19 protein-coding genes are annotated in these 22,210 nt (G+C 45.9%); 6 read left to right on the plus strand and 13 right to left on the minus strand.

Annotated features, from left to right (window positions below):
• The first annotated feature begins 16 nt into the window (after nucleotides 1-16).
• Nucleotides 17-1,315, plus strand: coding sequence for a bifunctional folylpolyglutamate synthase/dihydrofolate synthase (locus ACX0G9_RS19350; RefSeq protein WP_459066599.1), 1,299 nt, complete (start codon nucleotides 17-19; stop codon nucleotides 1,313-1,315).
• 35 nt (nucleotides 1,316-1,350) lie between these two features.
• Here ACX0G9_RS19350 and ACX0G9_RS19355 read toward each other — a convergent pair whose 3' ends face one another.
• The 4 genes from ACX0G9_RS19355 to ACX0G9_RS19370 form a co-directional block, all read right to left on the minus strand.
• Nucleotides 1,351-1,908, minus strand: a complete 558-nt coding sequence (locus ACX0G9_RS19355; RefSeq protein ID WP_459066600.1) for an NUDIX hydrolase — start codon at nucleotides 1,906-1,908, stop codon at nucleotides 1,351-1,353.
• A 27-nt stretch (nucleotides 1,909-1,935) separates the two neighbouring features.
• Nucleotides 1,936-2,472 (minus strand): YfiT family bacillithiol transferase, encoded by a 537-nt coding sequence (locus tag ACX0G9_RS19360; RefSeq protein ID WP_459066601.1) that lies wholly within the window; start codon nucleotides 2,470-2,472, stop codon nucleotides 1,936-1,938.
• 29 nt (nucleotides 2,473-2,501) lie between these two features.
• A complete protein-coding gene (locus ACX0G9_RS19365; RefSeq protein WP_459066602.1) occupies nucleotides 2,502-3,269 on the minus strand; it encodes an ABC transporter ATP-binding protein in 768 nt (255 codons plus the stop codon).
• A 72-nt stretch (nucleotides 3,270-3,341) separates the two neighbouring features.
• Nucleotides 3,342-3,881: a CAP domain-containing protein gene (locus ACX0G9_RS19370; protein WP_459066603.1), complete on the minus strand. Its 540-nt coding sequence runs from the start codon at nucleotides 3,879-3,881 to the stop codon at nucleotides 3,342-3,344.
• 62 nt (nucleotides 3,882-3,943) lie between these two features.
• Here ACX0G9_RS19370 and ACX0G9_RS19375 point away from each other — a divergent pair, with 62 nt between their 5' ends.
• Nucleotides 3,944-5,509 (plus strand): DUF4832 domain-containing protein, encoded by a 1,566-nt coding sequence (locus tag ACX0G9_RS19375; RefSeq protein WP_459066604.1) that lies wholly within the window; start codon nucleotides 3,944-3,946, stop codon nucleotides 5,507-5,509.
• Here the strand turns inward: ACX0G9_RS19375 and ACX0G9_RS19380 are convergent.
• Together ACX0G9_RS19380 and fbp are read right to left on the minus strand one after the other, a co-directional pair.
• The gene (locus tag ACX0G9_RS19380) at nucleotides 5,499-5,960 is read right to left on the minus strand and encodes a GNAT family N-acetyltransferase (protein WP_459066605.1); all 462 of its coding nucleotides are present in this window, start codon (nucleotides 5,958-5,960) and stop codon (nucleotides 5,499-5,501) included. The two genes, ACX0G9_RS19375 and ACX0G9_RS19380, sit on opposite strands and share 11 nt — an antisense overlap.
• Before the next feature lie 33 nt (nucleotides 5,961-5,993).
• Nucleotides 5,994-7,004: a class 1 fructose-bisphosphatase gene (fbp, locus tag ACX0G9_RS19385; protein ID WP_459066606.1), complete on the minus strand. Its 1,011-nt coding sequence runs from the start codon at nucleotides 7,002-7,004 to the stop codon at nucleotides 5,994-5,996.
• Nucleotides 7,005-7,140: 136 nt separating this feature from the next.
• Here fbp and ACX0G9_RS19390 point away from each other — a divergent pair, with 136 nt between their 5' ends.
• Complete coding sequence (locus ACX0G9_RS19390) at nucleotides 7,141-8,436, plus strand: aspartate kinase (protein WP_459066607.1); 1,296 nt, start codon at nucleotides 7,141-7,143, stop codon at nucleotides 8,434-8,436.
• A gap of 24 nt (nucleotides 8,437-8,460) precedes the next feature.
• On the opposite strand, the gene ACX0G9_RS19395 is transcribed toward ACX0G9_RS19390, so the two are convergent.
• Together ACX0G9_RS19395 and hppD are read right to left on the minus strand one after the other, a co-directional pair.
• On the minus strand, nucleotides 8,461-9,684 hold the full coding sequence (locus ACX0G9_RS19395) for a L,D-transpeptidase family protein (protein WP_459066608.1): 1,224 nt from the start codon (nucleotides 9,682-9,684) through the stop codon (nucleotides 8,461-8,463).
• 279 nt (nucleotides 9,685-9,963) lie between these two features.
• Entirely contained in the window at nucleotides 9,964-11,097 is a 1,134-nt protein-coding gene (hppD, locus tag ACX0G9_RS19400) for a 4-hydroxyphenylpyruvate dioxygenase (RefSeq protein WP_459066609.1), read from the minus strand.
• Nucleotides 11,098-11,456: 359 nt separating this feature from the next.
• Here hppD and ACX0G9_RS19405 point away from each other — a divergent pair, with 359 nt between their 5' ends.
• Together ACX0G9_RS19405 and purE are read left to right on the plus strand one after the other, a co-directional pair.
• Complete coding sequence (locus ACX0G9_RS19405) at nucleotides 11,457-12,608, plus strand: 5-(carboxyamino)imidazole ribonucleotide synthase (protein WP_459066610.1); 1,152 nt, start codon at nucleotides 11,457-11,459, stop codon at nucleotides 12,606-12,608.
• Nucleotides 12,609-12,639: 31 nt separating this feature from the next.
• Nucleotides 12,640-13,176 (plus strand): 5-(carboxyamino)imidazole ribonucleotide mutase, encoded by a 537-nt coding sequence (purE, locus tag ACX0G9_RS19410; protein ID WP_459066611.1) that lies wholly within the window; start codon nucleotides 12,640-12,642, stop codon nucleotides 13,174-13,176.
• A 252-nt stretch (nucleotides 13,177-13,428) separates the two neighbouring features.
• On the opposite strand, the gene ACX0G9_RS19415 is transcribed toward purE, so the two are convergent.
• From ACX0G9_RS19415 to ACX0G9_RS19435, 5 genes are all read right to left on the minus strand, one after another.
• Nucleotides 13,429-13,965 carry a hypothetical protein gene (locus tag ACX0G9_RS19415; RefSeq protein WP_459066612.1) on the minus strand — a complete coding sequence of 179 codons (537 nt, stop codon included), beginning with the start codon at nucleotides 13,963-13,965 and terminating at the stop codon, nucleotides 13,429-13,431.
• Nucleotides 13,966-13,968: 3 nt separating this feature from the next.
• Complete coding sequence (locus tag ACX0G9_RS19420; RefSeq protein WP_459066613.1) at nucleotides 13,969-16,638, minus strand: RHS repeat domain-containing protein; 2,670 nt, start codon at nucleotides 16,636-16,638, stop codon at nucleotides 13,969-13,971.
• Nucleotides 16,639-17,173: 535 nt separating this feature from the next.
• Complete coding sequence (locus ACX0G9_RS19425; protein ID WP_459066614.1) at nucleotides 17,174-17,362, minus strand: DUF4926 domain-containing protein; 189 nt, start codon at nucleotides 17,360-17,362, stop codon at nucleotides 17,174-17,176.
• A gap of 650 nt (nucleotides 17,363-18,012) precedes the next feature.
• Complete coding sequence (locus ACX0G9_RS19430) at nucleotides 18,013-18,684, minus strand: hypothetical protein (RefSeq protein ID WP_459066615.1); 672 nt, start codon at nucleotides 18,682-18,684, stop codon at nucleotides 18,013-18,015.
• A gap of 24 nt (nucleotides 18,685-18,708) precedes the next feature.
• The gene (locus ACX0G9_RS19435) at nucleotides 18,709-21,177 is read right to left on the minus strand and encodes an RHS repeat domain-containing protein (protein WP_459066616.1); all 2,469 of its coding nucleotides are present in this window, start codon (nucleotides 21,175-21,177) and stop codon (nucleotides 18,709-18,711) included.
• A 561-nt stretch (nucleotides 21,178-21,738) separates the two neighbouring features.
• On the opposite strand from ACX0G9_RS19435, the gene ACX0G9_RS19440 reads away from it, so the two are divergent.
• Complete coding sequence (locus ACX0G9_RS19440) at nucleotides 21,739-22,029, plus strand: transposase (protein ID WP_459066617.1); 291 nt, start codon at nucleotides 21,739-21,741, stop codon at nucleotides 22,027-22,029.
• The last annotated feature ends 181 nt before the right edge of the window (nucleotides 22,030-22,210 follow it).

The raw sequence follows: 22,210 nt of genomic DNA on the forward strand, positions 1-22,210 counted from the left end.
GTAAGCGGTATTTACCATGGACTATCCCCAAACGCTTCAATACCTGTACGAACGCCTGCCTATGTTCAGCCGGATCGGGGCGGCGGCCTATCGGACCGATCTTTTTAATACCCTAAAACTATCGGCATTCATTGATAATCCCGAGCGAAAATTCCGTTCGGTACATGTCGCGGGCACCAACGGTAAAGGTTCGACCAGCCATATGCTGGCCGCCATCTTCCAGACCGCCGGTTATAAAACAGGTTTGTATACCTCCCCGCATTTGAAAGATTTCCGGGAACGTATACGGGTGAACGGAGAAATGATCAGGGAAGAAGCAGTAGTCGATTTTGTACACCGCATTCAACCCCTCTCCGAAGAAATAGAGCCTTCCTTTTTCGAGGTCACTGTCGCCATGGCCTTTGATTATTTTGCCAGCGAACAGGTAGACATCGCCATCGTGGAAGTAGGATTGGGCGGAAGACTGGACAGCACCAATGTTATCCTGCCGGAATTGTCCGTGATCACCAATATCGGTTATGATCATATGAATCTCCTGGGAGATACCCTGGAAAAGATCTCCGGGGAAAAAGCGGGGATCATCAAAAAAGGCATCCCTGTCGTTATTGGAGAACATCATCCGGAAACATCGCCGGTCTTTGAACAAAAAGCCAAAGAAGAAGAAGCGCCGCTTGTCTATGCCGACCGGCAACGTTTTGTCTCCGACTGGAAATACGAAGGCCATACGCTGGTGGCAGAAGTCACCAACTCCCCCGTCTCCGATGACAAACTGTATTATCATCTTGACCTGCCCGGCATTTACCAGACCCGCAACCTGGTCACTGTTCTGGAAGCCGTTCATATCCTGAACCAAAAAGGTTGGAAACTCTCCCCTGCCCATGTCCGGCAGGCCCTCACACAGGTAAAAAAATTAACAGGCTTACATGGCCGCTGGGAACTGATCCATGAACACCCTTCCATCTTCCTGGATGTAGCGCATAACGAGGATGGTATCCGGCAACTGACCCGGCAGATCGAACTTACCGATCATGAAGAACTGCATATCGTGATCGGCATGGTAAAAGATAAAGAGATTGGAAGGGTCCTTTCCCTGCTCCCTCCACATGGGCATTATTATTTCACCTGCGCGGATATTCCGCGTGCCCTGCCTGCGGGTGAACTGGCCGAACAGGCAAAAACCAAAGGTTTGGAGGGAAAGGCCTATACTACAGTTCATGAAGCCCTGAAAGCTGCCCGTGCGCACGCACGCCCCAAGGACCTGATTGTCGTCTGCGGCAGCGTATTTATTGTGGGCGAGGTCGAGCTTGGCCCTTGAAGCCTTGACCCTTGAGCCCGATAATGATACGTAAGTTACATCCGCAATTCGCCTAATCGTTGCAGGGCATAGAACAAGGCTGTTACATGCATGCTCTGGACGAGCTTATTATCCTTCAGCAATTGTTTGACCTCGTCAATGGTAAACAGGTAAACTTCGATCTCTTCATTGTGATCCAGTTCCTGGTCCTGCACTAATTTCCCGCCCGTGGCCAGGTAGATTTGCGCCCAGTTATTATTGGTAGAAGGATTGGCCGATGTCCTGCCCAGCCATTCGAATTTTTCGAAACGGTATCCCGTTTCTTCCAACAGTTCTCTTTCTATTCCGGCCTCAGGAGAGGAATCGGTGGGATCCACGCAACCGCCCGGAAGTTCATAATCAGTCCGACCCAAGGCATGCCGGTATTGTCTTTCCAGGATAATCTTTCCATCGGCTGTAAGTGCCACGGCGATAACCCAGTCCGGGAATTCGTATACATAATAGGGTTCGATGATCTTCCCTTCCTGCGTCTCGCAGGTGTCTTTGCGGATCGTAAACCAACTTTCCTTAAATATATATTCCGAAGACAGGGTCTTCCAGCTCAGGTCTTTCATGTACATTTTTTAATGGGGCGGATCAATCTACCAATCGTTTCGTTCCCGCAGGGAGGTGATATGGGCGACATGGTGTTTTCCATGCCAGGCATAGCTTCCCAGGAGATACCAGAGCGTTACATCTTTTTGACTGCCCGGATGGAAGAGGGTCCTTTCCCAGGTCGGGGCCGACAGATCGCTGATGGCCGTGTACCATCGGGTATGCAAGGCATAAAGCAGGGTGATGGAAATATTCACCGGAATGCTCTTCACATCGTCTAATTCCGCCCATAATTTCTCTTCGTAGGTGCGAATGGTTGGGTGGTCTTCTGTCAGGCCCAGTTTAAAGCGGCAATAGGCATTGATATGGCTGTCCGCCACATGATGCACCACTTGATGAACAGTCCATCCTCCTTCCCGGTAGGGTGTTTGCAATTGGGCCTCATCCAGGTTCAGGATTGTATTTTCCAGGAGCTGGGGAAGGAATTTGATATCGTTCAGCCAGACTTCTTTTTGTTTTTCGGAAAAGGGCTGCGGCTCGAATTTACCTATAGGATAACGAAGATCATTGGATTCGGTGCTCATAAGTATATGTTTATTGTTTGAATGGCTAATCAGCTTTCCGCCCGGAGCGCATGCCCGGTAAGCTGGATAAATACATCTTCCAGGTTCGCTTTTTTTACCACCTTTGGCCGTTCAAACCCGGTGGCAACCAGATTGTCAATTAACCGGTCCGGAGGATCCAGTGCTATGATCCTGCCCGAATCGACGATCGCCACCCTATCGCATAATACCTCCGCCTCATCCATATAATGCGTGGTGATGATCACCGTCGTTCCCTTGTCCCGGATATCCCTGATCAGGTCCCACAGATTCCTTCTCGCCTGCGGATCGAGCCCGGTCGTTGGTTCATCCAGGAAGATGATCTTAGGTTTATTAATTAGTGTCGTTGCTATGGAAAACCGCTGTTTCTGTCCACCACTCAGTTCTTTGTATTTTGCTTTGGCCTTATCTCTCAGGTTCACGCTATCGAGTAATTCGAGCGGACGGACCGGCTGGTTGTACAAACCGCCGAAAAGCTCGATCAGCTCGGTGAGGTTAAGACCGGGATAATAACCGGAGGTCTGCAACTGTACCCCAATGATCTTTTTTATTTCACCGGGACTTTTATCCAGGTCCAGTCCGGCAACCGTGACAAATCCCGAAGTCTTTTCCCGGAGCGTTTCGATGATCTCGAGCGTAGTGGATTTACCAGCCCCGTTTGGACCCAGCAAACCAAAGATCTCTCCTTCCCGCACTTCGAAGCTAATCCCCTTCACTGCTTCGAAATCGCCGTATTTTTTTGTAAGGTCCCTGACCGAAATGATGATTTTCTCTGTCATGATAAGGCAAGTTACGGAAATAGCAGGAAGATACGAGCTTGCAGCTTGATGCTTGATGCTTGATGCCAATAATCACCGGGTAAAGATTTGGGTATAATAAAGCAGCCCTCTACGATCCCGGGCAAGCCCGATCCCGGTCAGGATAAAATTGCCTTCGATATTTCTCCGGTGCCCGGGGCTCTGAAGCCACGCATCCACCACTTCTTTGGCCGAAGTTTGCCCATAAGCCACATTTTCTCCAATGGCGCTTACCGGTCCCAGTCTTTTATTGATCTGCTGCCTCCGGGAGGACATCCCCCCATGGCCGAATTCAACCCGGCCGGAGGCCATATCCCGACTATGCTGTGCAGCCACATCGGATTCCACCTTATTTAACGTTAAGACCTTCTGCCCCCGGGATTGCCGGTGCCTGTTGATATAATAAAGAATCGAATTCTCCATCCCTGCAGGCCGATAAAAGGAAAGCTCTGCAGCCGTGAGAGCAGGCGGTAAAACCGGATTTGGCGGCGCAGCTTTTCGGGTAAAAGAGAAAAGAAGAAAGAAGGAAAGGCCGTAACAAAAAAAACTAGTTAGCCGGGGCATCGTCATGATTGATAAATTATTAATAGCCATCCATCTAAAATTATGCCATCTGAGCCGCGGGTGGCCGGGAAATAAATACGACTTTTAATAAAATGAAACAAATTAACCTATTATTTCTGATCGCCTTACTGAACAGTGCGGCTTTTGTGGTGATCCTGCAGGGTGCCTGGCAAACAGCGTCTGCGCAAGGAGTGAGAGGTACAGGACCTACCCGGGAAGTAACAGTCCGGTTTAAAGAAAGCGCAGCAGATTTCCCAAATCCGGAAAGAGGCTTCTATATCCCTTTGGGAACCAGTGCCCGTCATTTTATTCCATTGGAAGCGGACAAACTTCGACAGCTCTTTGCCGGTCCGCAGAAACATGGGAAGGCCCGGTATGCGGTCTATTCTACGCTGCTGATGCGGGAATACACGCTGGATTCTTTCCTGAGCCAGCCATTAAATACAGATTTTTTGTCGGCAGTCGATATGGATCTGTCGGTAGTACGGTCAGCGGGTTTGAAAGTCATTTTGCGTTTTGCATATACGAATACCGCTAAATCCGGGGATTGCCCCGATGTCAACAAAATTTGTCCTCCTTATGGAGATGCCGCTAAAGCTGTCGTGCTGGAACATATCGGGCAACTAAAACCTTTATTCCAAAAATATGCGGACATCATTGCCGTGTTGCAGGAAGGATTTATCGGGATCTGGGGGGAGAACTATTATACCGATTATTTCGGAGATGCCTCGGGTAACGGTCCCGGCCGGATACCCGACAAAAGTTGGGAAGACCGCCGGGAAGTATTGCATGCCTTGCTCGAAGCCTTGTCTAAAGACAGGATGGTGCAGGTGCGCACGCCCCAGATCAAACAGAAATATGTCTATGGTCCTGGCGCCGGAGTCGGGGTACAACCCTTGTCGTTGAAGGAGGCTTTTACGGGATCGGATTCCTCCCGGATCGGATTCCACAACGACTGTTTCCTGTCGGGAGCCGATGATTATGGAACCTATTACGACTATGGCAGTTCCGCCACCCCCAAAAAAGAAGCGAACAAACCCCTGAGAGAATATGTACACCAGGACAGCCGCTATGTGGCCGTCGGCGGAGAGACCTGTGATGACGTATATAGTCCGGAAAATGATTGCTCACCTTTAGGGCATGCCGAGGAAGAGATGAGGACCATGCATGTCAGTTTCCTGAATACTGCCTATAATAATGACGTGAACAATGACTGGGATTCGCTGGGTTGTATCGGCAGTATTCGTAAAAGACTGGGCTATCGTTTGCTGCTTCAGGAAGTTCATTTTCCTACCGAAGCGGTAGCAGGCCACAGCTTTTCCTTTTCGATGCAAATCCGCAATGATGGTTATGCCTCTCCTTTTAATGCCAGGCCTTTGCAGCTGATCCTGCGGAACCAGGACAATGGAAAAGAGTTGACCCTTCCCTGCCAAGCAGATCTGCGGACCTGGTTCAGCGGGAATATAACATGGAAGGAAACGTTGAAGCTGCCGGGCGATATGCCTCCAGGTAAATATGAGCTCTTATTGGCTCTCCCCGACCCCTATCCCTCCCTCACCAAAAGACCAGCATACTGCATCCGCTTGGCCAATGAGGATTGCTGGGAAATGAATACCGGGTATAATAAGCTCAATTTTGTATTGACGGTCAAACGTTGAAATGCAATTCCATTTTTACATCTGCCGTAATATAAGGCGCATCGGCTACCTGCACATGCTGAAAACCATATTGGCGATATAAGCCGATAGCGGTCACTAACTGGCTGTTGGAATAGAGTATAATTTTGGCTGCCCTTGCTTCCCTGGCCGTATCCAGGCATTTTTCGATCAATAATTTACTGATCCCTTTGCCCCGAAAGGACGGAGCCACCGTCATTTTTGCCAATTCAAAATGCCCCTCCTCTTCCCGGATCAGGGCTGCTGTGCCGATGATCTCCCCATCCAGGGAGGCCAGGTAGATAAACCCTCCGCGGTCCAATATCACTCCTTTCGGATCTCCCAATATTTCCAAATCGTGATCATCCGTCAAGCCGTATTTGTCCAGCCATTCCAGATTGAGCAGCTTAAAATCGGCTGCATACTTATCGGTATAAGGGATGATACTGATCATTAAATATTCAATTAGGTTATATATTCAGATAGGTTATATATTCAGATAAGTTTCCAATTCTTCCATCATGCCTTTGCTGCCAATATAAAAAGAGGAACGCTGATGCAATTCGGTGGGCTGGAGATCCAGGATCCTTTGTGCACCGTTGGTGGCCTTTCCCCCCGCTACTTCAACGATAAACGCAAAGGGATTACATTCATAGAGCAGACGCAATTTCCCTTTTGGTTTGTCTATTGTAGGCGGATACATAAAGATCCCCCCTTTTATCAGGTTGCGATGGACATCAGCCACCATGCTGCCGATATAACGCTGGGTATAAGGGCCGCCGTTTGTTTTGTTTTTTTTCTGGCAGGTATCGATATAGGCCTGCACATTTTTTGGATACTGGAAAAAATTACCATGATTGACCGAATAGATCTTCCCCGATTCCGGGCATTTGATGTCCGGGTGACTAAGCGTAAACTCGCCTATCGATGGGTCCAGGGTAAAACCGTTTACCCCCCTGCGGGTGGCATAGACCATCATGGTGGAAGAACCATAAATGATATAACCGGCGGCAACCTGTTTGTTGCCGGGTTGCAGAAAATCTTCTTTTGTACAGGGCTGGCCTTTGGGACTCACCCGCCGGTAAACGGAAAAGATAGTACCGATCGACACATTCACATCGATATTGCCGCTGCCATCCAGCGGATCGAAAAGACATACGTATTTTGAATTATTACTGATCTCATCATCGAAGACTACAAAATCATCCATTTCCTCGCTGCCTATCCCCGCGCAACTAATGCCATGCCGCAATACCCCCATAAACTGGTTATTGGCAAAAATGTCCAGTTTTTTGACATCTTCCCCCTGCACATTGATCGTCCCGGCATCTCCCAGGATATCGACCAATCCGGCCTTATTGACCTCCACATTTACCCGTTTGGCGGCCAGGCCCATATCCCGCAGGAGATTGCTCAATTCGCCGGTTGCATTAGGAAAGTTTCGAAGCTGTTGAATAGTGAACTCATCGAGGGTAAGGACTTTTCTATTCACATTCATAATGGCAAGTTTTAGAAGTTTGGTGATTGGAGTGGCAAATGTAAGGAAAATCGGAGCGACAAGCCGCAAGCTACGAGCCTCAGGCCGCAAGCTATATTTTTGTGATTATATTTGCCCCACGAAATATGAAGTATTCATGAACAGCATTGAAAAAACAAATAACTCCGTGCATAAAATTTTCAAATTCGGGGGAGCCAGCGTAAATAGCGTGGAAAGAATCCAAAGCCTGGCTGATATCCTTCGATCCTATACCGGGGAAAAATTACTGGTCGTCATATCAGCCATGGGAAAGACCACCAATGCCCTGGAAAAAGTGGCGGAAGCCTTTTATGATCATCATCCTGAAGAGGCCTTGCGTTTGTTCCACCAGGTGAAGGAAACCCATTTAACGACAGCCAAATACCTCCTGGTAAAAAATTACCTGGCCGCCGAAGCCCAGTTAAAGGATTTTTTTACAGAAGTGGAATGGCTGCTCCATGACAAACCCGTCCGTGATTTTGATTATTATTACGATCAGATAGTCTGCATCGGGGAATTATTATCTACCTCCATTATCAGCGCCTACCTGGCCGAAAGAGGGATCGCCAATGAATGGATGGATGTTCGGGATATTTTCCGGACCGATAATAATTTCCGGGATGCAACCCTGGACTGGGCTTTTACCGAAAACAAAGTCAAAGAAGATATATTGCCATTATTCGATTCTTCCGATATGGTGGTTACCCAAGGTTTCATCGGGGCGACTTCAGAGAACGAAAGTACCACCCTTGGTCGGGAAGGCAGCGATTATAGCGCCGCCATCTTTTCGAATCTACTGAATGCCGAAAGCCTGACGATCTGGAAAGACGTGGAAGGGGTGATGAACGCCGATCCTAAACAATTTCCGGATGCCCGTCTTATCAGCGAACTGAGTTATGACGAGGTCATTGAAATGGCCTATTACGGAGCCCAGGTCATCCATCCCAAAACCATCAAACCGCTCCAGAATAAAGGCATCCCTTTCTATGTGAAATGTTTCCTGGACAAGGATCTGCCGGGTACGGTGATCCACAAAAAAGTGGTGAAAGGGCTCCCTCCCATCATCGTACTGAAACAAAACCAGGTTTTATTACAGCTGCATTCGAAAGATTATTCATTTGTGGGAGAAGAACTGACCGGTCATCTGTATACTTTATTCGCCGGGATACGGATCAAACCCAACCTGATGCAAAGCGGAGCGGTCACTATCCAGGTATGCCTGGACGACAGGGCAGATAAGATCGAAAAACTGGCACTTTCCGCCTCCTCCGATTTCGATGTACAGTTGGAAAAAGGATTGACCCTGCTGACTATCCGGCATTATGACGGTGAGGTGCTACGACGATTGACAGAAGGAAAACAGATCGTGCTTCGGCAGCAGACGCCCGAGACCGTGCAGATGCTGATGAAATAATAAGTCCCGGCCTCCGGCCGCTGCCTATCCGCCCTTGGCGGTAGGCTGTGGGGCCTCGATCATAATGGTTTGTTTGAGACGGATGGCCACATTGGCCCCCAGACGATTGGCTGGTGCCCATTGGGGCATCGACAGGAAAGCATCCTCTATTTTAAAGTTCATTTCTTCATTGCCGCCACGGATCACCTTTGCATAAACAGGTTTGCCGGCCTGGTCGATGATATATTCTACCATAATAAAGGCCTTGGTCTGTCCATCCTCCAGGTCATCTATTCCATCCTTGCTCAATTTATTCAGAAAATCCTGAAAGGCCTGATTGCCACCGGGATAAACAGGCAGCTTATCCACCACTTTAGCCAGATCATCCTCCTTTACCGCTGAAGGCTGGTCGGGATGATGACGGACAATTTTCTTTTTGGGTTTGATGGCCGATTCTACTGACGCGACTTTTATCAGCGCCTCATTGGGAGAAACTTCTTCCGTTACGTATTCACCTTTTCCGTTGACCAGTACAAAAGGAACATCCCTGTATTTTTCAAAATAATAAAAGGCGTTCCGCATGGATTTTGCGAAGGGAGTATATTCGGAGAAAGTTTGTAAATATTTATTCAGATAGTCAACACTTCGTGGGTTATTAAAATTAACCGGGAAGATATGGACCGGGATAAAATCCTCGCCCTGGTTCTTGGCATGAGCCGCCAGGATATATAATTCCTCGATCTGCGAATCGGTGATGGGAATACAACCCGTGGTTACACAACTTCCATGAATATAGATCTCACCGCCGGGCTGGGTGGAATCACTGAGTATCCTGTCCGATGCATTGGGATAATTCAGCCCAAGGGAAAGATGGTATTCACTGCGGGGATTAAATTCATTGATATAATAAAATCCTTCCGGTACCTGGTAATCGCCGGCCATACGTTTGGGACCTAAGGTTCCGGCCAGGGCACAGACCTTATATGATTTAAATAATTTATATTTATCCTCCCTGGCATTCTTGACCCAGACTTCCAACTGACTGTCATATTTAAAAGACCGGATGTACACATAGCGGGCAGGCCAAACCAATCCTTTTTCCTTGAATTGTTTGCTCAGGGTATCCTCCTTTCTTTTCAGCAGGTCGCCAATTTTAGGAATAGAGCGCTGATAATCAATAAAATGAAAAGCTGGAGTGGAAGTTTGCGCAAGTAACTTAGTGGCGGACAGACAAATACCTATCAGGGCCCCATAAAGTCCAGCGATCATTGACTTTTTTAATAGCATACTATAGGGTGAATTATACCATAATGGACCACGGGGCCATTGGCCGAAGGCCCATTATTGGTGGTTTTAAACCGTAGTACTATATTGAAAAAGAACTACGGTTCAAATCAATTGTTGATACGGCGGCTGATAATAGGTATAGAAGTTAATGACATCGTAAAATAACAAAAAACCTGCCATATATGCTAGTAATGGCAGGTTTAATAACCAAAGATTAGCTTACTAAGGGGTAATTCCGGCTAATACGGATAATGTTCCGGATTATAAATTTCCCCGGGCGGACTGTTCGCGCTCAATAGCCTCGAACAAGGCCTTGAAGTTCCCCTTTCCAAAGCTCTGGGCTCCCTTTCGCTGGATGATCTCAAAGAACAGCGTAGGTCTGTCTTCCACCGGTTTGGTAAAAATCTGTAATAAGTAACCTTCATTATCCCGGTCCACCAGGATACCCAACTCTTTTAATGGGTTTATGTCTTCGTCGATCTTCCCTACCCGGTCGAGCAGGTCTTCATAATAAGAAGCCGGCACCTGGAGAAATTCGACACCCCTGTCCCGGAGCTGGGTGACGGTATCGACAATATTATTGGTTGCCATGGCCACATGCTGCACTCCCTCCCCTTTATAAAATTCCAGATATTCTTCTACCTGTGATTTTTTCTTTCCTTCCGCCGGTTCATTGATGGGAAATTTTACAAAACCATTTCCGTTACTCATCACCTTGCTCATCAGGGCGGAATATTCCGTGGAAATATCCTTATCGTCAAAGGAAAGGATGTTGCGGAATCCCATTACTTCTTCATAGAATTTAACCCAGGGATCCATCTGGTTCCATCCTACATTACCCACACAATGGTCGACATACTGAAGCCCCGTTGACGAAGGGTTATAAACGGTTTTCCATTCCCTGAATCCCGGCATAAAGGCACCGGTATAATTCCTGCGTTCCACAAAAAGGTGAACGGTATCTCCATAGGTATGAATTCCGCTCAGGACCACTTCCCCCTCTTTATCGGAAAGGCGGGTCGGTTTCATATAACTTTTGCCGCCCCGGGATGTCGTTTCGTTCCAGGCACTGGTCGCATCATCCACCCGCAGGGCCAGCACTTTTACGCCATCCCCATGCAGATCGACATGTTTGGCTATTTTATTTTCCGGTCTTAAGGCAGTGGTAAAGACCAGGGTCAGTTTGTTCTGGCGTACCGCATAACTTACGGTATCCATACTGCCTGTCTCGGGTCCGGCATAAGCAAGGGACTGGAACCCGAAAGCGGATTTATAATAGTGGGCTACCTGTTTGGCGTTCCCTACATAAAACTCCACATAATCAGTTCCTTGCAAGGGTAAAAAGTCGGTATTTGTGGGTTCGGCTACTTTGTTGGCCGCAGATATTGTTGACATATGGCTGAATATTTTAAAGCGTCCCTGGCATGAAGCCGGATTCCGCCTATTCCTGGAATGGATATACCTAAAAAATGTAATAAAAGAAAAAAATCAGCAGGAGGTTGGCGATGCATCCATGGCAAGCGCTTCCATCAGCAGAAAGTAATGTAACCGCTTGTCGTCGAAAATTTTATGGGGATAATCCGGATGCATATGATAAGGCTAAGGTAAGTCCTTTTTTTTGAACCCGGAAGTCACCGGTTTTGCCTCTTTGCCGGTGCTTTGGATACTACTAACAGGGATTTTACGTGCCTGAGCCGTGATTTTGACTACAGTCCCTGGGATTTTTGTCTATCTTCGGCGCAAATACGAGAAGCATGTTACGAGTTGGAATTTTAGGTGGGGGTCAGCTGGGGAGAATGTTATTACAAGCTGCCGCCAATTACCCGGTAGAGACTTTTGTGATGGAAGACCGGGATGATTGCCCTGCCGCCCACTTGTGTCACCATTTTGTGAAAGGGGATATCCGCAATTTCGATGATGTTTATAATTTTGGAAAAGGACTGGATGCCCTGACCATCGAGATCGAATCGGTGAATGATGCCGCCCTGGAAAAACTGGAGTCCGAAGGGGTAAAGGTCTATCCGCGCACATCCGCCCTGCGCACCATCAAAAACAAGATTTTACAAAAACAGTTTTACAACGAATTCAGCATTCCGACCGCAGAATATAAGATCACCAATAACCTGGACGATCTGCGCAAACATACCGATTTCCTGCCCGCCGTTCACAAAGTCGCAACGGGCGGTTATGATGGTAAAGGCGTACAGGCGATCAGAACCCGCGATGATATCGATAAAGGTTTCCATGCGCCGGCTGTCCTGGAAAAAATGGTGAACATCAATAAGGAGATCGCCCAGATCATCGCCATCAACGAAAAAGGCGAAACCGCCCTCTACCCTCCCGTCGATATGATCTTCGATCCCCATCTTAACCTGCTGGACTACCAGATCTGCCCGGCCGAATTGCCCCAGAATACACTCTGGAAAATCGAAGCCATTGCCCTCCGGGTAGTGAAAGAATTAAAAAGCCCCGGTATTTTTGCCGTGGAATTATTCGTCAGCCGTGACGGCGACGTATATGTGAATGAAACAGCCCCCCGCGTCCATAACAGCGGCCACCATACCATCGAAGCCAATTACTGTTCGCAGTTCGATATGCTGTGGCGCGTTATCCTGGGATATCCCCTCGGCAATACCGATCCTATCCTTTCCGGAGCGATCGTTAATTTAATAGGTGCCGAAGGTCATAGCGGGGAAGCGCATTATGAAGGGCTGCATGAAGTCCTGCAAATGGATAATGTCTTTGTACATATCTACGGCAAAAAAGAAACCAAGGCCGGTCGGAAGATGGGCCATGTAACTATTCTCAGCCGGGAAAAACATGACCTCGTGCATAAGGCGCATAAGATCAAGAATGCGCTGAAAGTGGTTAGTGCCGTTGAGGTAAAAGACAGCGTTAAGGTATAGAACCGGAAGTTTTTAATCGATAATTTTGACTATGTCCGCATCATCATCGACGATCCAGGTAGGAATTATTATGGGCAGCGACAGCGATCTGCCTATCATGCAGGCCGCAGCTACCATACTTAAAGATTTTGGGATCGGTTTTGAACTGACGGTGGTCTCCGCCCACCGCACTCCACTTCGTATGGCCGAATACGCCAGCCAGGCTGCCGGAAGGGGCCTTAAAATTATTATTGCAGGCGCAGGCGGCGCCGCTCATTTGCCCGGCATGGTGGCTTCCTTAACCACTCTGCCCGTTATCGGGGTTCCGATTAAATCTTCGAATTCCATCGATGGATGGGATTCTGTTCTTTCCATTCTTCAAATGCCGAATGGCATTCCTGTCGCTACGGTTGCCCTTAATGGCGCTAAAAATGCAGGGATACTCGCCGCTACGATCATCGGGGCTTTTGATCCTGTTGTTTCCGTGAAGATTGCCGCATATAAGAAGACACTCGAGACCGAAGTGCTGGGGAAGGTGGAGAAGTTAAGACTTGATGGTTGGGAGAATGGGTTTGATGGGAAGGGGTGATATTCCGATCGGAATATCGTTGGCAGTTATATGACTCAACGCGACTGATTTTACTCATAAGCGAAGGTAATATTCAGCTAGATGGGCGATCGCACTTTAATGGCATCTGTGAAAAAATATGGGCGCATTTAAAAGCCCCCTAATAACACCTAGCTACTTTTACCAATAAATCTTATTCTAAGAGCTTTTTAATATTGCCAGGCATGAACTTGTCATTTAAAAAATCTTCTTCGAAACAATACTTATTACCATTCATGCCACGATTCGCCTTATTTCAGATAATTCCTTTTCAAATTCATCAAAATGCAAATCTTCGAGGGACATAATTATCTGATTCTTATTTTTGCCAACAATTTGAACACTATTTAATCCATGCAATTTCATCATCCCAACAAAGCATTCCGATCGAGCATCATCTTCCTCTTCTTCATCAACAAATTGAGAATAAAAAACTGAAAGTATCTCTCTATCATCCGTATCGATATACGCTTGAGCCAATCCCGTGATACAAGTCAATCTTAGGTCAATGTCGTTTTGTTTATCTCTCAACTCTTTTAACGCGATTTCCTTTATCCCTGGTTTCTGAATCTGCAATCCGAAAAGCAGGCAATAAATAGCAACACGTTTAATTTCAGATCGACTATCTTTCAAAAAGGAGACATATACCGTTTCCAGTAGCCGTGCATTCTTGGATAATTCCAAATATGTCAAATCATACAAATAAGAATATAGCTTTGACTCGTCGTCTTTAATGTTTTCTATTTCATTTCTAATTTTATCAATACTCATACTTTAGTCCTTCGATTTAATATCAATTGTTTCTCCATATTTATTTGCAGCCCTTTGCAAAGCTCCTAGATAAGAGTCATACTGCTTTTGGAGAGATGACCTAAGTTCAGTTGCTTCTTTAAGCACAACACCTGTAAATTTATTTTCGTTTATCATACTGCTCAATCGTTTAATTTGACGATTTAGGCCGCGCAAATGAATAGAAATATCGTTCAAGTGATCCCATGCTTTCCCCCACTTAACAACTGGTTTTCCGGCCATATCTCCAATAGCTGCATCAAGATGAGTTTTGTCAACCCCCTTAAAAACATTCTGCACCTTTATCTTCAGAGCTGCTAGCTCGTTTTTCCCTAGCGAAGTTTCTATTATATTAACTGGCGCAGATGCACCACTGGATGTAAAAGTATTTCCTTCACTGCTTGCAGGAGCTGTTGTAGTTTTAGCTGTATTAGATTCAGCAGACCCCGAATTGTTGTTATGAGCATTAGTTGCTGCCTTGCCTGACCTAGCTGCGGTATTCTCAGCCATCTGCCTTTCTAATACAGTGACAGCACTCGGTGCCGCCGCTCTTACAACTGCTTGATGAAATATACCTGCTATCACCAAATTGCCCAATGCATCTACCCTTGGTGCCTCCTGTCCAGTACTAGCATCTCTTCCTGTCACCAACTGATACCCATTATAATAAGCAATTCCAACTGGATTAACATTTCTATTGAATGTCTCTGCCCCCTCATTAACATCATTCCAGGTAACGGAATTTAAAGCACCCATCAAATCACCATGCTTAATATAATACCAGATTCCCTCTAAGCCATCAATATCAATGTTCATTATTGGATTATCACTTGCGTATTGGTATGGTGTCAAACCCGGATATTTGCCCGTTATAGGATCCACGCTCAGGAACCTTCCCGACCTCGGATCATAAATCCTCATGCCATAATCCTGCTGATTCCCCACACCCTTCACCTCATTATCATTCTCCTTCCCATTAAATCCATACCGGTAACTTCCACTACTATAGGTTCTCCCCGGCATTTGCATCCCAAAGGGATAATAATCCTGAGCGCTGGTTACATCGGCCTCATAATGATCTATCAAAGAACTGCTGCCTCCCGAAGATACGGCAATTTTTTTATCACTGATTGCCGCTAAAACATTGCCCAAATGGTTGCTTAACTCGTAATTTTTCTCTCCCCGGGTAAAGGTACTCAGCAAGGAAGTGCCATAATCTGGCCCCATACTCACGCTTATTGGAGCTACCGTCAGGGCATTTAGGATTCCCAACCGGCTGCTGCCGTATAAATGGATTTCTTGTTGCTGGAGCGGATTGCTTCCCGTCTTTTGATACACGCTCATCACATTCCCCTGCGCATCACGGACATAAACCGTTGTGACATTCCCTACCGTTTTGGTGATCCGGTTACCCGACGCGTCATAGGTGTAGGTCATGGTGCTGCTTGCCTTGGTAATGGCCGCTATCTTTCCATAGACCGTCCATTCCACGCCCGTACCGGTGATCGAGGAAGCTATATCCGTTTTCAGGTTGCCGATCGCATCGTAGGTATAATTGGCCGCATCGGTTTGATTATCTATATCCTCTGTATAATTACCTGAATAGGCAGCATTATCTCCGATGTGTTTCAATTGATTGGTTGTTGGATAGTAATCATAACTCAAACTATCCATGCCCCTTTGTTTTCCTCCGTCCGTTGTCCCGCGCCGGAGATAGGTCATTATATTGCCGCTCGGATCATAGGATACCTTTTCCTTATAATCGTCCAGCTGAATGGGCGTGAAGGTAGTATTGCCCGTGTTCAGGCCATTAAAGGCATCCATCTGCGACAGGCGGTTCAGTTGATCATAATGGTAATTGTATACTTTATTGTATACCTGGGGGTCCCCCAATTTTGGGATGTTCACCGCCATCGCAGCGATATTGCCATTGAACAACGGAGCCGCCTGCCCCGGCAGGGCTTCCAGAATGCCCGTTACCGGATCGATACTGCCGATCGGCTTATAATCCCCGGGGTAATAATGTAAACTGAAAGAATAGGCGTCACGGCCCACGGGATAACCTTCCGCCCCACCCGGGTGGCCGGTTCCGGCAGTCCCACCCGCCGGCGAACATACCGCCAGGCTATTATTGAGTTGGGTCTCAAAATCATCATTGTCCTTACTGGTGAACTCATCTATAAAACTGATGGTGCCACGAGCCGTATATTGTACAGGAGCATTGATGACCGGACGGCTGCTTACGGTGGCATCGTCCAGGGCCGTATTGGCTGTACAGGACGCTCCTGTATTATCGCCGTTACCGCCTAGCAAGTTCCCGATATTGACTCCCTTCAGCCATCCCTGCAACGTATAGCTGTAATCCAGTCCTTGCGGCTGTAATTGTCCAAACACCATTCTCGCTAATGGGCCATGTTTGTAATAGCTGTAGGCCGCATCCCGTTCCCAAACTATACTGTCCCGGCTCGTCTTTACTTCCACCAATCTATTCTCGGCATCATAACTATACCGATGGTAAAAAACATCCGCTTCCCCGGGCTGGTAATCCACCCCATTTACCTTTCCGCTGATCAGATCATAGGCATAACAGATCCGTTTATACTGATTGGAATTAGCACCTCCCATGGCTGCTACTCCCCGATAATCCTGTAACAAGGTGTCTACATTGCCGTGTATATCATAGGTGTCTTCTACCGGGCGTGCCGCAAGGGTCGGGCTTTACCCTTCAAGTCCTCTCCTTGCATCCTGCACAGGCTCCGGGCTTTTCGGTCCAATCCCTCACGCGAAACTCTTCAGACATTACTTTGGGAGGCAATAATTCTTAGAGCTCGCTCGGCATTTTCCTGGCAGCTATCATGCTCAACCCGACCAGCTTTTCTCATTGACTATGGCTATGGCCAAGCAGGGGTGGGGTATTCAGCCAAGCCAATATCGACAATGGGAGCCGCTCGAAAAAGCAATGTCGCTTTGAGCATGATAGCTGCCAGGACGCTCTTCGGTGTAGCATCGTGCTGAAAACAATATTGTAAAGATTAGTAGGAGAGAGACCCTGAATGCGGGCAGGCGTGAAAGTAACATTCAGCTTATGTCTCAGTTTAAATAGATGGGCGATCACACCATAACGGGTATCTGTAAAAAAATTGTGGGACCGGATTTCACCGAACCCCACAATTATTCTAAAAAGTCCTTATCAAACCAACTCTATATCCTTTTCGCTTACTTCAAGGATGCAAATAGTATTATTTTCGTTATCAATAAATTCAACTAAATAAAAGATTGGGTGATTGAGATAAATCTGATGAATCACCCCTTTTGTGCCTTTAGAAACTTGTTCACTCATTTCCCTATTTGTTTTAATTACATCCAGATCTTTAAGCATTTTTTATTGTTTTGTTGGTATTGCAGTAACTAATCTACGGCTTCATCCTTGTTTTTTATCCATGCAAAAGTTTCATCAATATTTTTACCATTAGCCCCCATTAATGATTTGACTTGATTATATTATAAGGGGTAACTTAAATTTCCTTTCGTATTGCGCATTTGAACCTGCCCTTTTAAGGGCGCCGAGATCCTTAATGTTTTCAAATATATTGGCAAACTTAAAATTCTTTTCAGCATTAACCGTTTTTAAACTGATAGCTTTCTAGGGGGTTTTATTATAGAAATCGAATTCTCGAAAAAAGGAAAAGAAGTCTCTGCTAACTATTCAAATTCCTTTGCAATGTAGGATGAAGAGATAGCAAGCATATCCTGTCACATGAACCTTATTGATCGCATCATCCAAAGTATATCCGACTTTCTTAAATAAAGGGGTTAACCTTTATTGACCAAGAATGAAATTTTTATTCGTAAATATATGGAGCAACGAACCACCACCCTGTCGCATGGCTCCCAACCGCATTTAGTTCCGTAAATGTGAGAAGGAAGCATTCCCTTGTCGATAACTCAACATGAAAAAGGCACATGCCTTGATGCCTATCTAAATAAAAAATAAGAGGTCAGCTATTCGCTAGCCCTCTAACACCTAATTTACTTAATCTGATTATACTTTAGGTATTCCCGAACCTTATGATAATTCTCGATCGACACGGCATTCATCGTTTCTTTAATAGCTTCATCGTAAATAGCAGCCAGTTTTTCATAATTCGGATTATCGACAAGTCTAGCCACAATTAAACCTTTCATGAATCTTTCATCAAAGTTGCCTCCTACATGTGCCGGACAATGGTTAAAAGGAGGGTTATTAATAATATCGTCAATGGTCGCTAGGGTATTATATCTGTCGAAATAGGGGTATGCTATGTCTTTATAATACCATTCGAGAGTTTCAATCGCCGATTCGACATCTTCATCCTGTCGAAGCCATATAACTAAATCGCCATTTACCACCTCTCTCCCGTCCTGGCTTTTATAAATTCGGCCAAGTTCTTGACCAAGTGTTTTCCTATACCTAAGTTTTCCAATAATCCTTTCCAAAATGTCTTCTATTTCCTTTTGGCTAATATATAAGCGGACATTAAGGGAATAACTATTGCTCCAGGCCACTTGTTCTATGTTAAAAATATAGGTAAAATCGCCCTTTCTGCATCTAAACTCATTCATTGCCCTTTTATAAACAAACCCCTCTTTCGATAGCTTATCACCAAATTGTAAAGCTATTTTCTCTTTAATATCGTTCGATTTTAAATTCATTAGTTTCATAATACACTTTGCTTATTGCTGAGACTATTGTTGATTTACCTCCGTTCTTTCCACTTCTATCATATTAGGTTTTACTGATTGCGGCGCGGCATCTGTCGCCCTGCTTGAGCCCCTAAAAACTCCGCCATATTCATTTAACTGCAGCTGAGCCTTCGATAGTGGCGATCCACCGTCCTTGGCATCTACTATTCTAGTAATTAGCCCCGTCTGTGTATTATAAATAGCAAAGTCAGGCGTTGCGAATTTCCCAGAGCTTCCATCTCCAATATAAATTCTTGGTTTTGATAAAATCGATTCATTCTCACCTAATTGACTTTGCAATCTACTTCTGACTAAATCCTCTGATGCTGCACCACTTTTTCTATTGATTGCCAACTGGGCTGATTTTCTTGAAGAGACCGTACCTCCATTTGATTTACTATTTATTGAACTCTCAGTATAAGCAGGGTTCACTTCTTTTGGCGCCTCGCCTGGCTTCGATAAAAAAGTATTCTGATCTGGAATCCCTGCAAATGAAAACAAAATATTGTCAGCAGCCGCACCTACCTGAGCCCCTTTCTCTCCTGCAGCAAGGTATCCGATAGACCCCCCAAGTCCACTTTTAACATTGTCACCAACCTGGACAAAGTGCTCCTCCCAGGTTCTCCCAACTATTTTTTCAACAACTGATCTGGGCCCAATTATTCCTTGACCATATACATCCTTCATCAAAATATCATCCTCGCGTATTCGACCCAATGCTGGTTTTATGTTCGTTGCATCGCGTTTTAATCTTGCGGCTTCACTGCTCAGCTCCCACTGCTCCAAGCCATCTAAATCAATTGCTTGTATAGGGGTATTACTTGCGTATTGGTATGGGGTCAACTCTGGAAACTTCCCCGTCAACGGATCCACACTCAAAAACTTCCCAATTCTCGGATCATATACCCGCATTCCATAATCTATCTGATTCCCCACTCCCTTTACCTCATTGTCATTCTCCTTTCCATTAAACCCATACCGGTATGGCCCACTACTATAGGTCCGACCCGGCATTTGCATCCCAAACGGATAATAATCCTGGGCGCTGGTTACATCGGCCTCATAATGATCTATCAAAGAACTGCTGCCTCCCGAAGATACGGCAATTTTTTTATCACTGATTGCCGCCAGTACATTGCCCAAATGGTTACTTAACTCGTAATTTTTCTCGCCCCGGGTAAAGGTACTCAGCATGGAATTAGCATAATCGGGCCCCATACTCACGCTTACCGGAGCGACCGTCAGCGCATTTAGGATTCCCAACCGGCTGCTGCCATATAAATGGGTTTCCTGTTGCTGGAGCGGGTTGCTGCCCGTCTTTTGATACACGCTCATTACATTCCCCTGTGCATCACGGACATAAACTGTCGTAACATTTCCTACCGTCTTGGTGATCCGGTTACCCGAAGCGTCGTAGGTGTACGTCATGGTGCTGCCTGCCTTGGTAATGGCCGCTATCTTTCCATAGACCGTCCATTCCACGCCCGTACCGGTGATCGAGGAAGCTATATCCGTTTTGAGATTGCCGATCGCATCGTAGGTATAATTGGCCGCATCGGTTTGATTATCGATATCCTCTGTATAATTACCTGAATAGGCAGCATTATCTCCTATGTGTTTCAATTGATTGGTTGTTGGATAGTAATCATAACTCAAACTATCCATGCCCCTTTGTTTTCCTCCGTCCGTTGTCCCGCGCCTGAGATAGGTCATTATATTGCCGCTCGGATCATAGGATACTTTTTCCTTATAATCGTCCAACTGAATGGGCGTGAAGGTAGTATTGCTCGTGTTCAGCCCATTAAAGGCATCCATCTGCGACAGGCGGTTCAACTGATCATAATGGTAATTGTACACTTTATTGTATACCTGAGGGTCCCCCAATTTTGGAATGTTCACCGCCATCGCTGCGATATTGCCATTGAACAACGGAGCCGCCTGCCCCGGCAGGGCTTCCAGAATGCCCGTTACCGGATCGATACTGCCTATTGGCTTATAATCCCCGGGATAATAATGTAAACTGAAAGAATAGGCGTCACGGCCCACGGGATAACCTTCCGCCCCACCCGGGTGGCCGGTCCCGGCAGTCCCACCCGCCGGAGAACATACTGCCAGGCTATTATTGAGTTGGGTCTCAAAATCATCATTGTCCTTACTGGTGAATTCATCTATAAAACTGATGGTGCCCCGGGCAGTGTATTGTACAGGAGCATTGAGGACCGGACGGCTGCTTACCGTGGCATCGTCCAGGGCCGTATTGGCTGTACAGGACGCTCCTGTATTATCGCCGTTACCGCCTAGCAAGTTCCCGATATTGACTCCCTTCAGCCATCCCTGCAACGTATAACTGTAATCCAGTCCTTGCGGCTGTAATTGTCCCAACACCATTCTGGCTAATGGCCCATGTTTGTAATAACTATATGCCGCATCCCGCTCCCAAACTATACTGTCCCGGCTCGTCTTTACTTCCACCAATCTATTCTCAGCATCATAACTATATCGAATCGGTTCGAAAAAGCAATTATACTTTTGTGCATAAAGCTGCCTGGCTTCGCGCCGGTGTAATATAGTAACTAAAACATCATGGCGAATCCTGGGAATGGGAGCGACTTGGATTCGAGCTGCGTTACTGGCAACTTGCCATAATTACAACTTTTTAAAAGACGACCGTATTAAGCCGGCCTTTCCTCAATGGTCAGAAAAATAAAATACAATAAATTCGTTTCAATTAAATGCTCCGTAATCCCAAACCCTTTAAAACATGCCAACCAATAAAATTTTCAGTAAAGTACCTTCAACAAATAATCAAATCTAACCCTCATATATCTGAACGTTTCATGGCAGAAGTTCCGTTAAATTTGTACGAATTCTTTGAATAAAACGCCACAATATGAACTATCGGCAAAACTTATTAAATAATATTTTAAAAAAAATAAAAATGATAATTACATTATGTAAATCAACTAATATAACACTCCCCTAAATTCAGACCATTTGGTTAGTTAAATTTTTTCGTAATTTTAACTACTACAAATGAAAAAGCAAACACGCCGTAAATTCTCGTCAACCTTCAAAGCTAAGGTAGCTCTTGAAGCCGTAAAGAACCAGCAAACGCTGGCAGATCTTGCAAAAAAATTTGAAGTAAACCCTGTAATGATTTCCAAATGGAAGGCTGAATTCCTGGAAAACATGTCCGCGGCTTTTGAAAAAGAAGGGAGCTCAGAAAATGAGTCTGTAGATACACAGGAACTCTATGCACAGATTGGCCAACTCAAGGTGGAGAATGAATTTTTAAAAAAAAGTTTCAAGAGACTTGGGATGTAGAAATCCGCGCCTCGCTGATACAGCCTCATTCTGCGAAGGTATCCGTTCGTAAGCAATGCGAGCTTCTTACCGTGAATCGAAGCAAAATCTATTACAAACCTATGCCGGAAAAGCCTGAAAACATCAAAATGATGAATATCCTGGACAAGCATTTAACCCAGCATCCCACGGAAGGCGTGGA

Source organism: Flavitalea flava (assembly GCF_054461575.1).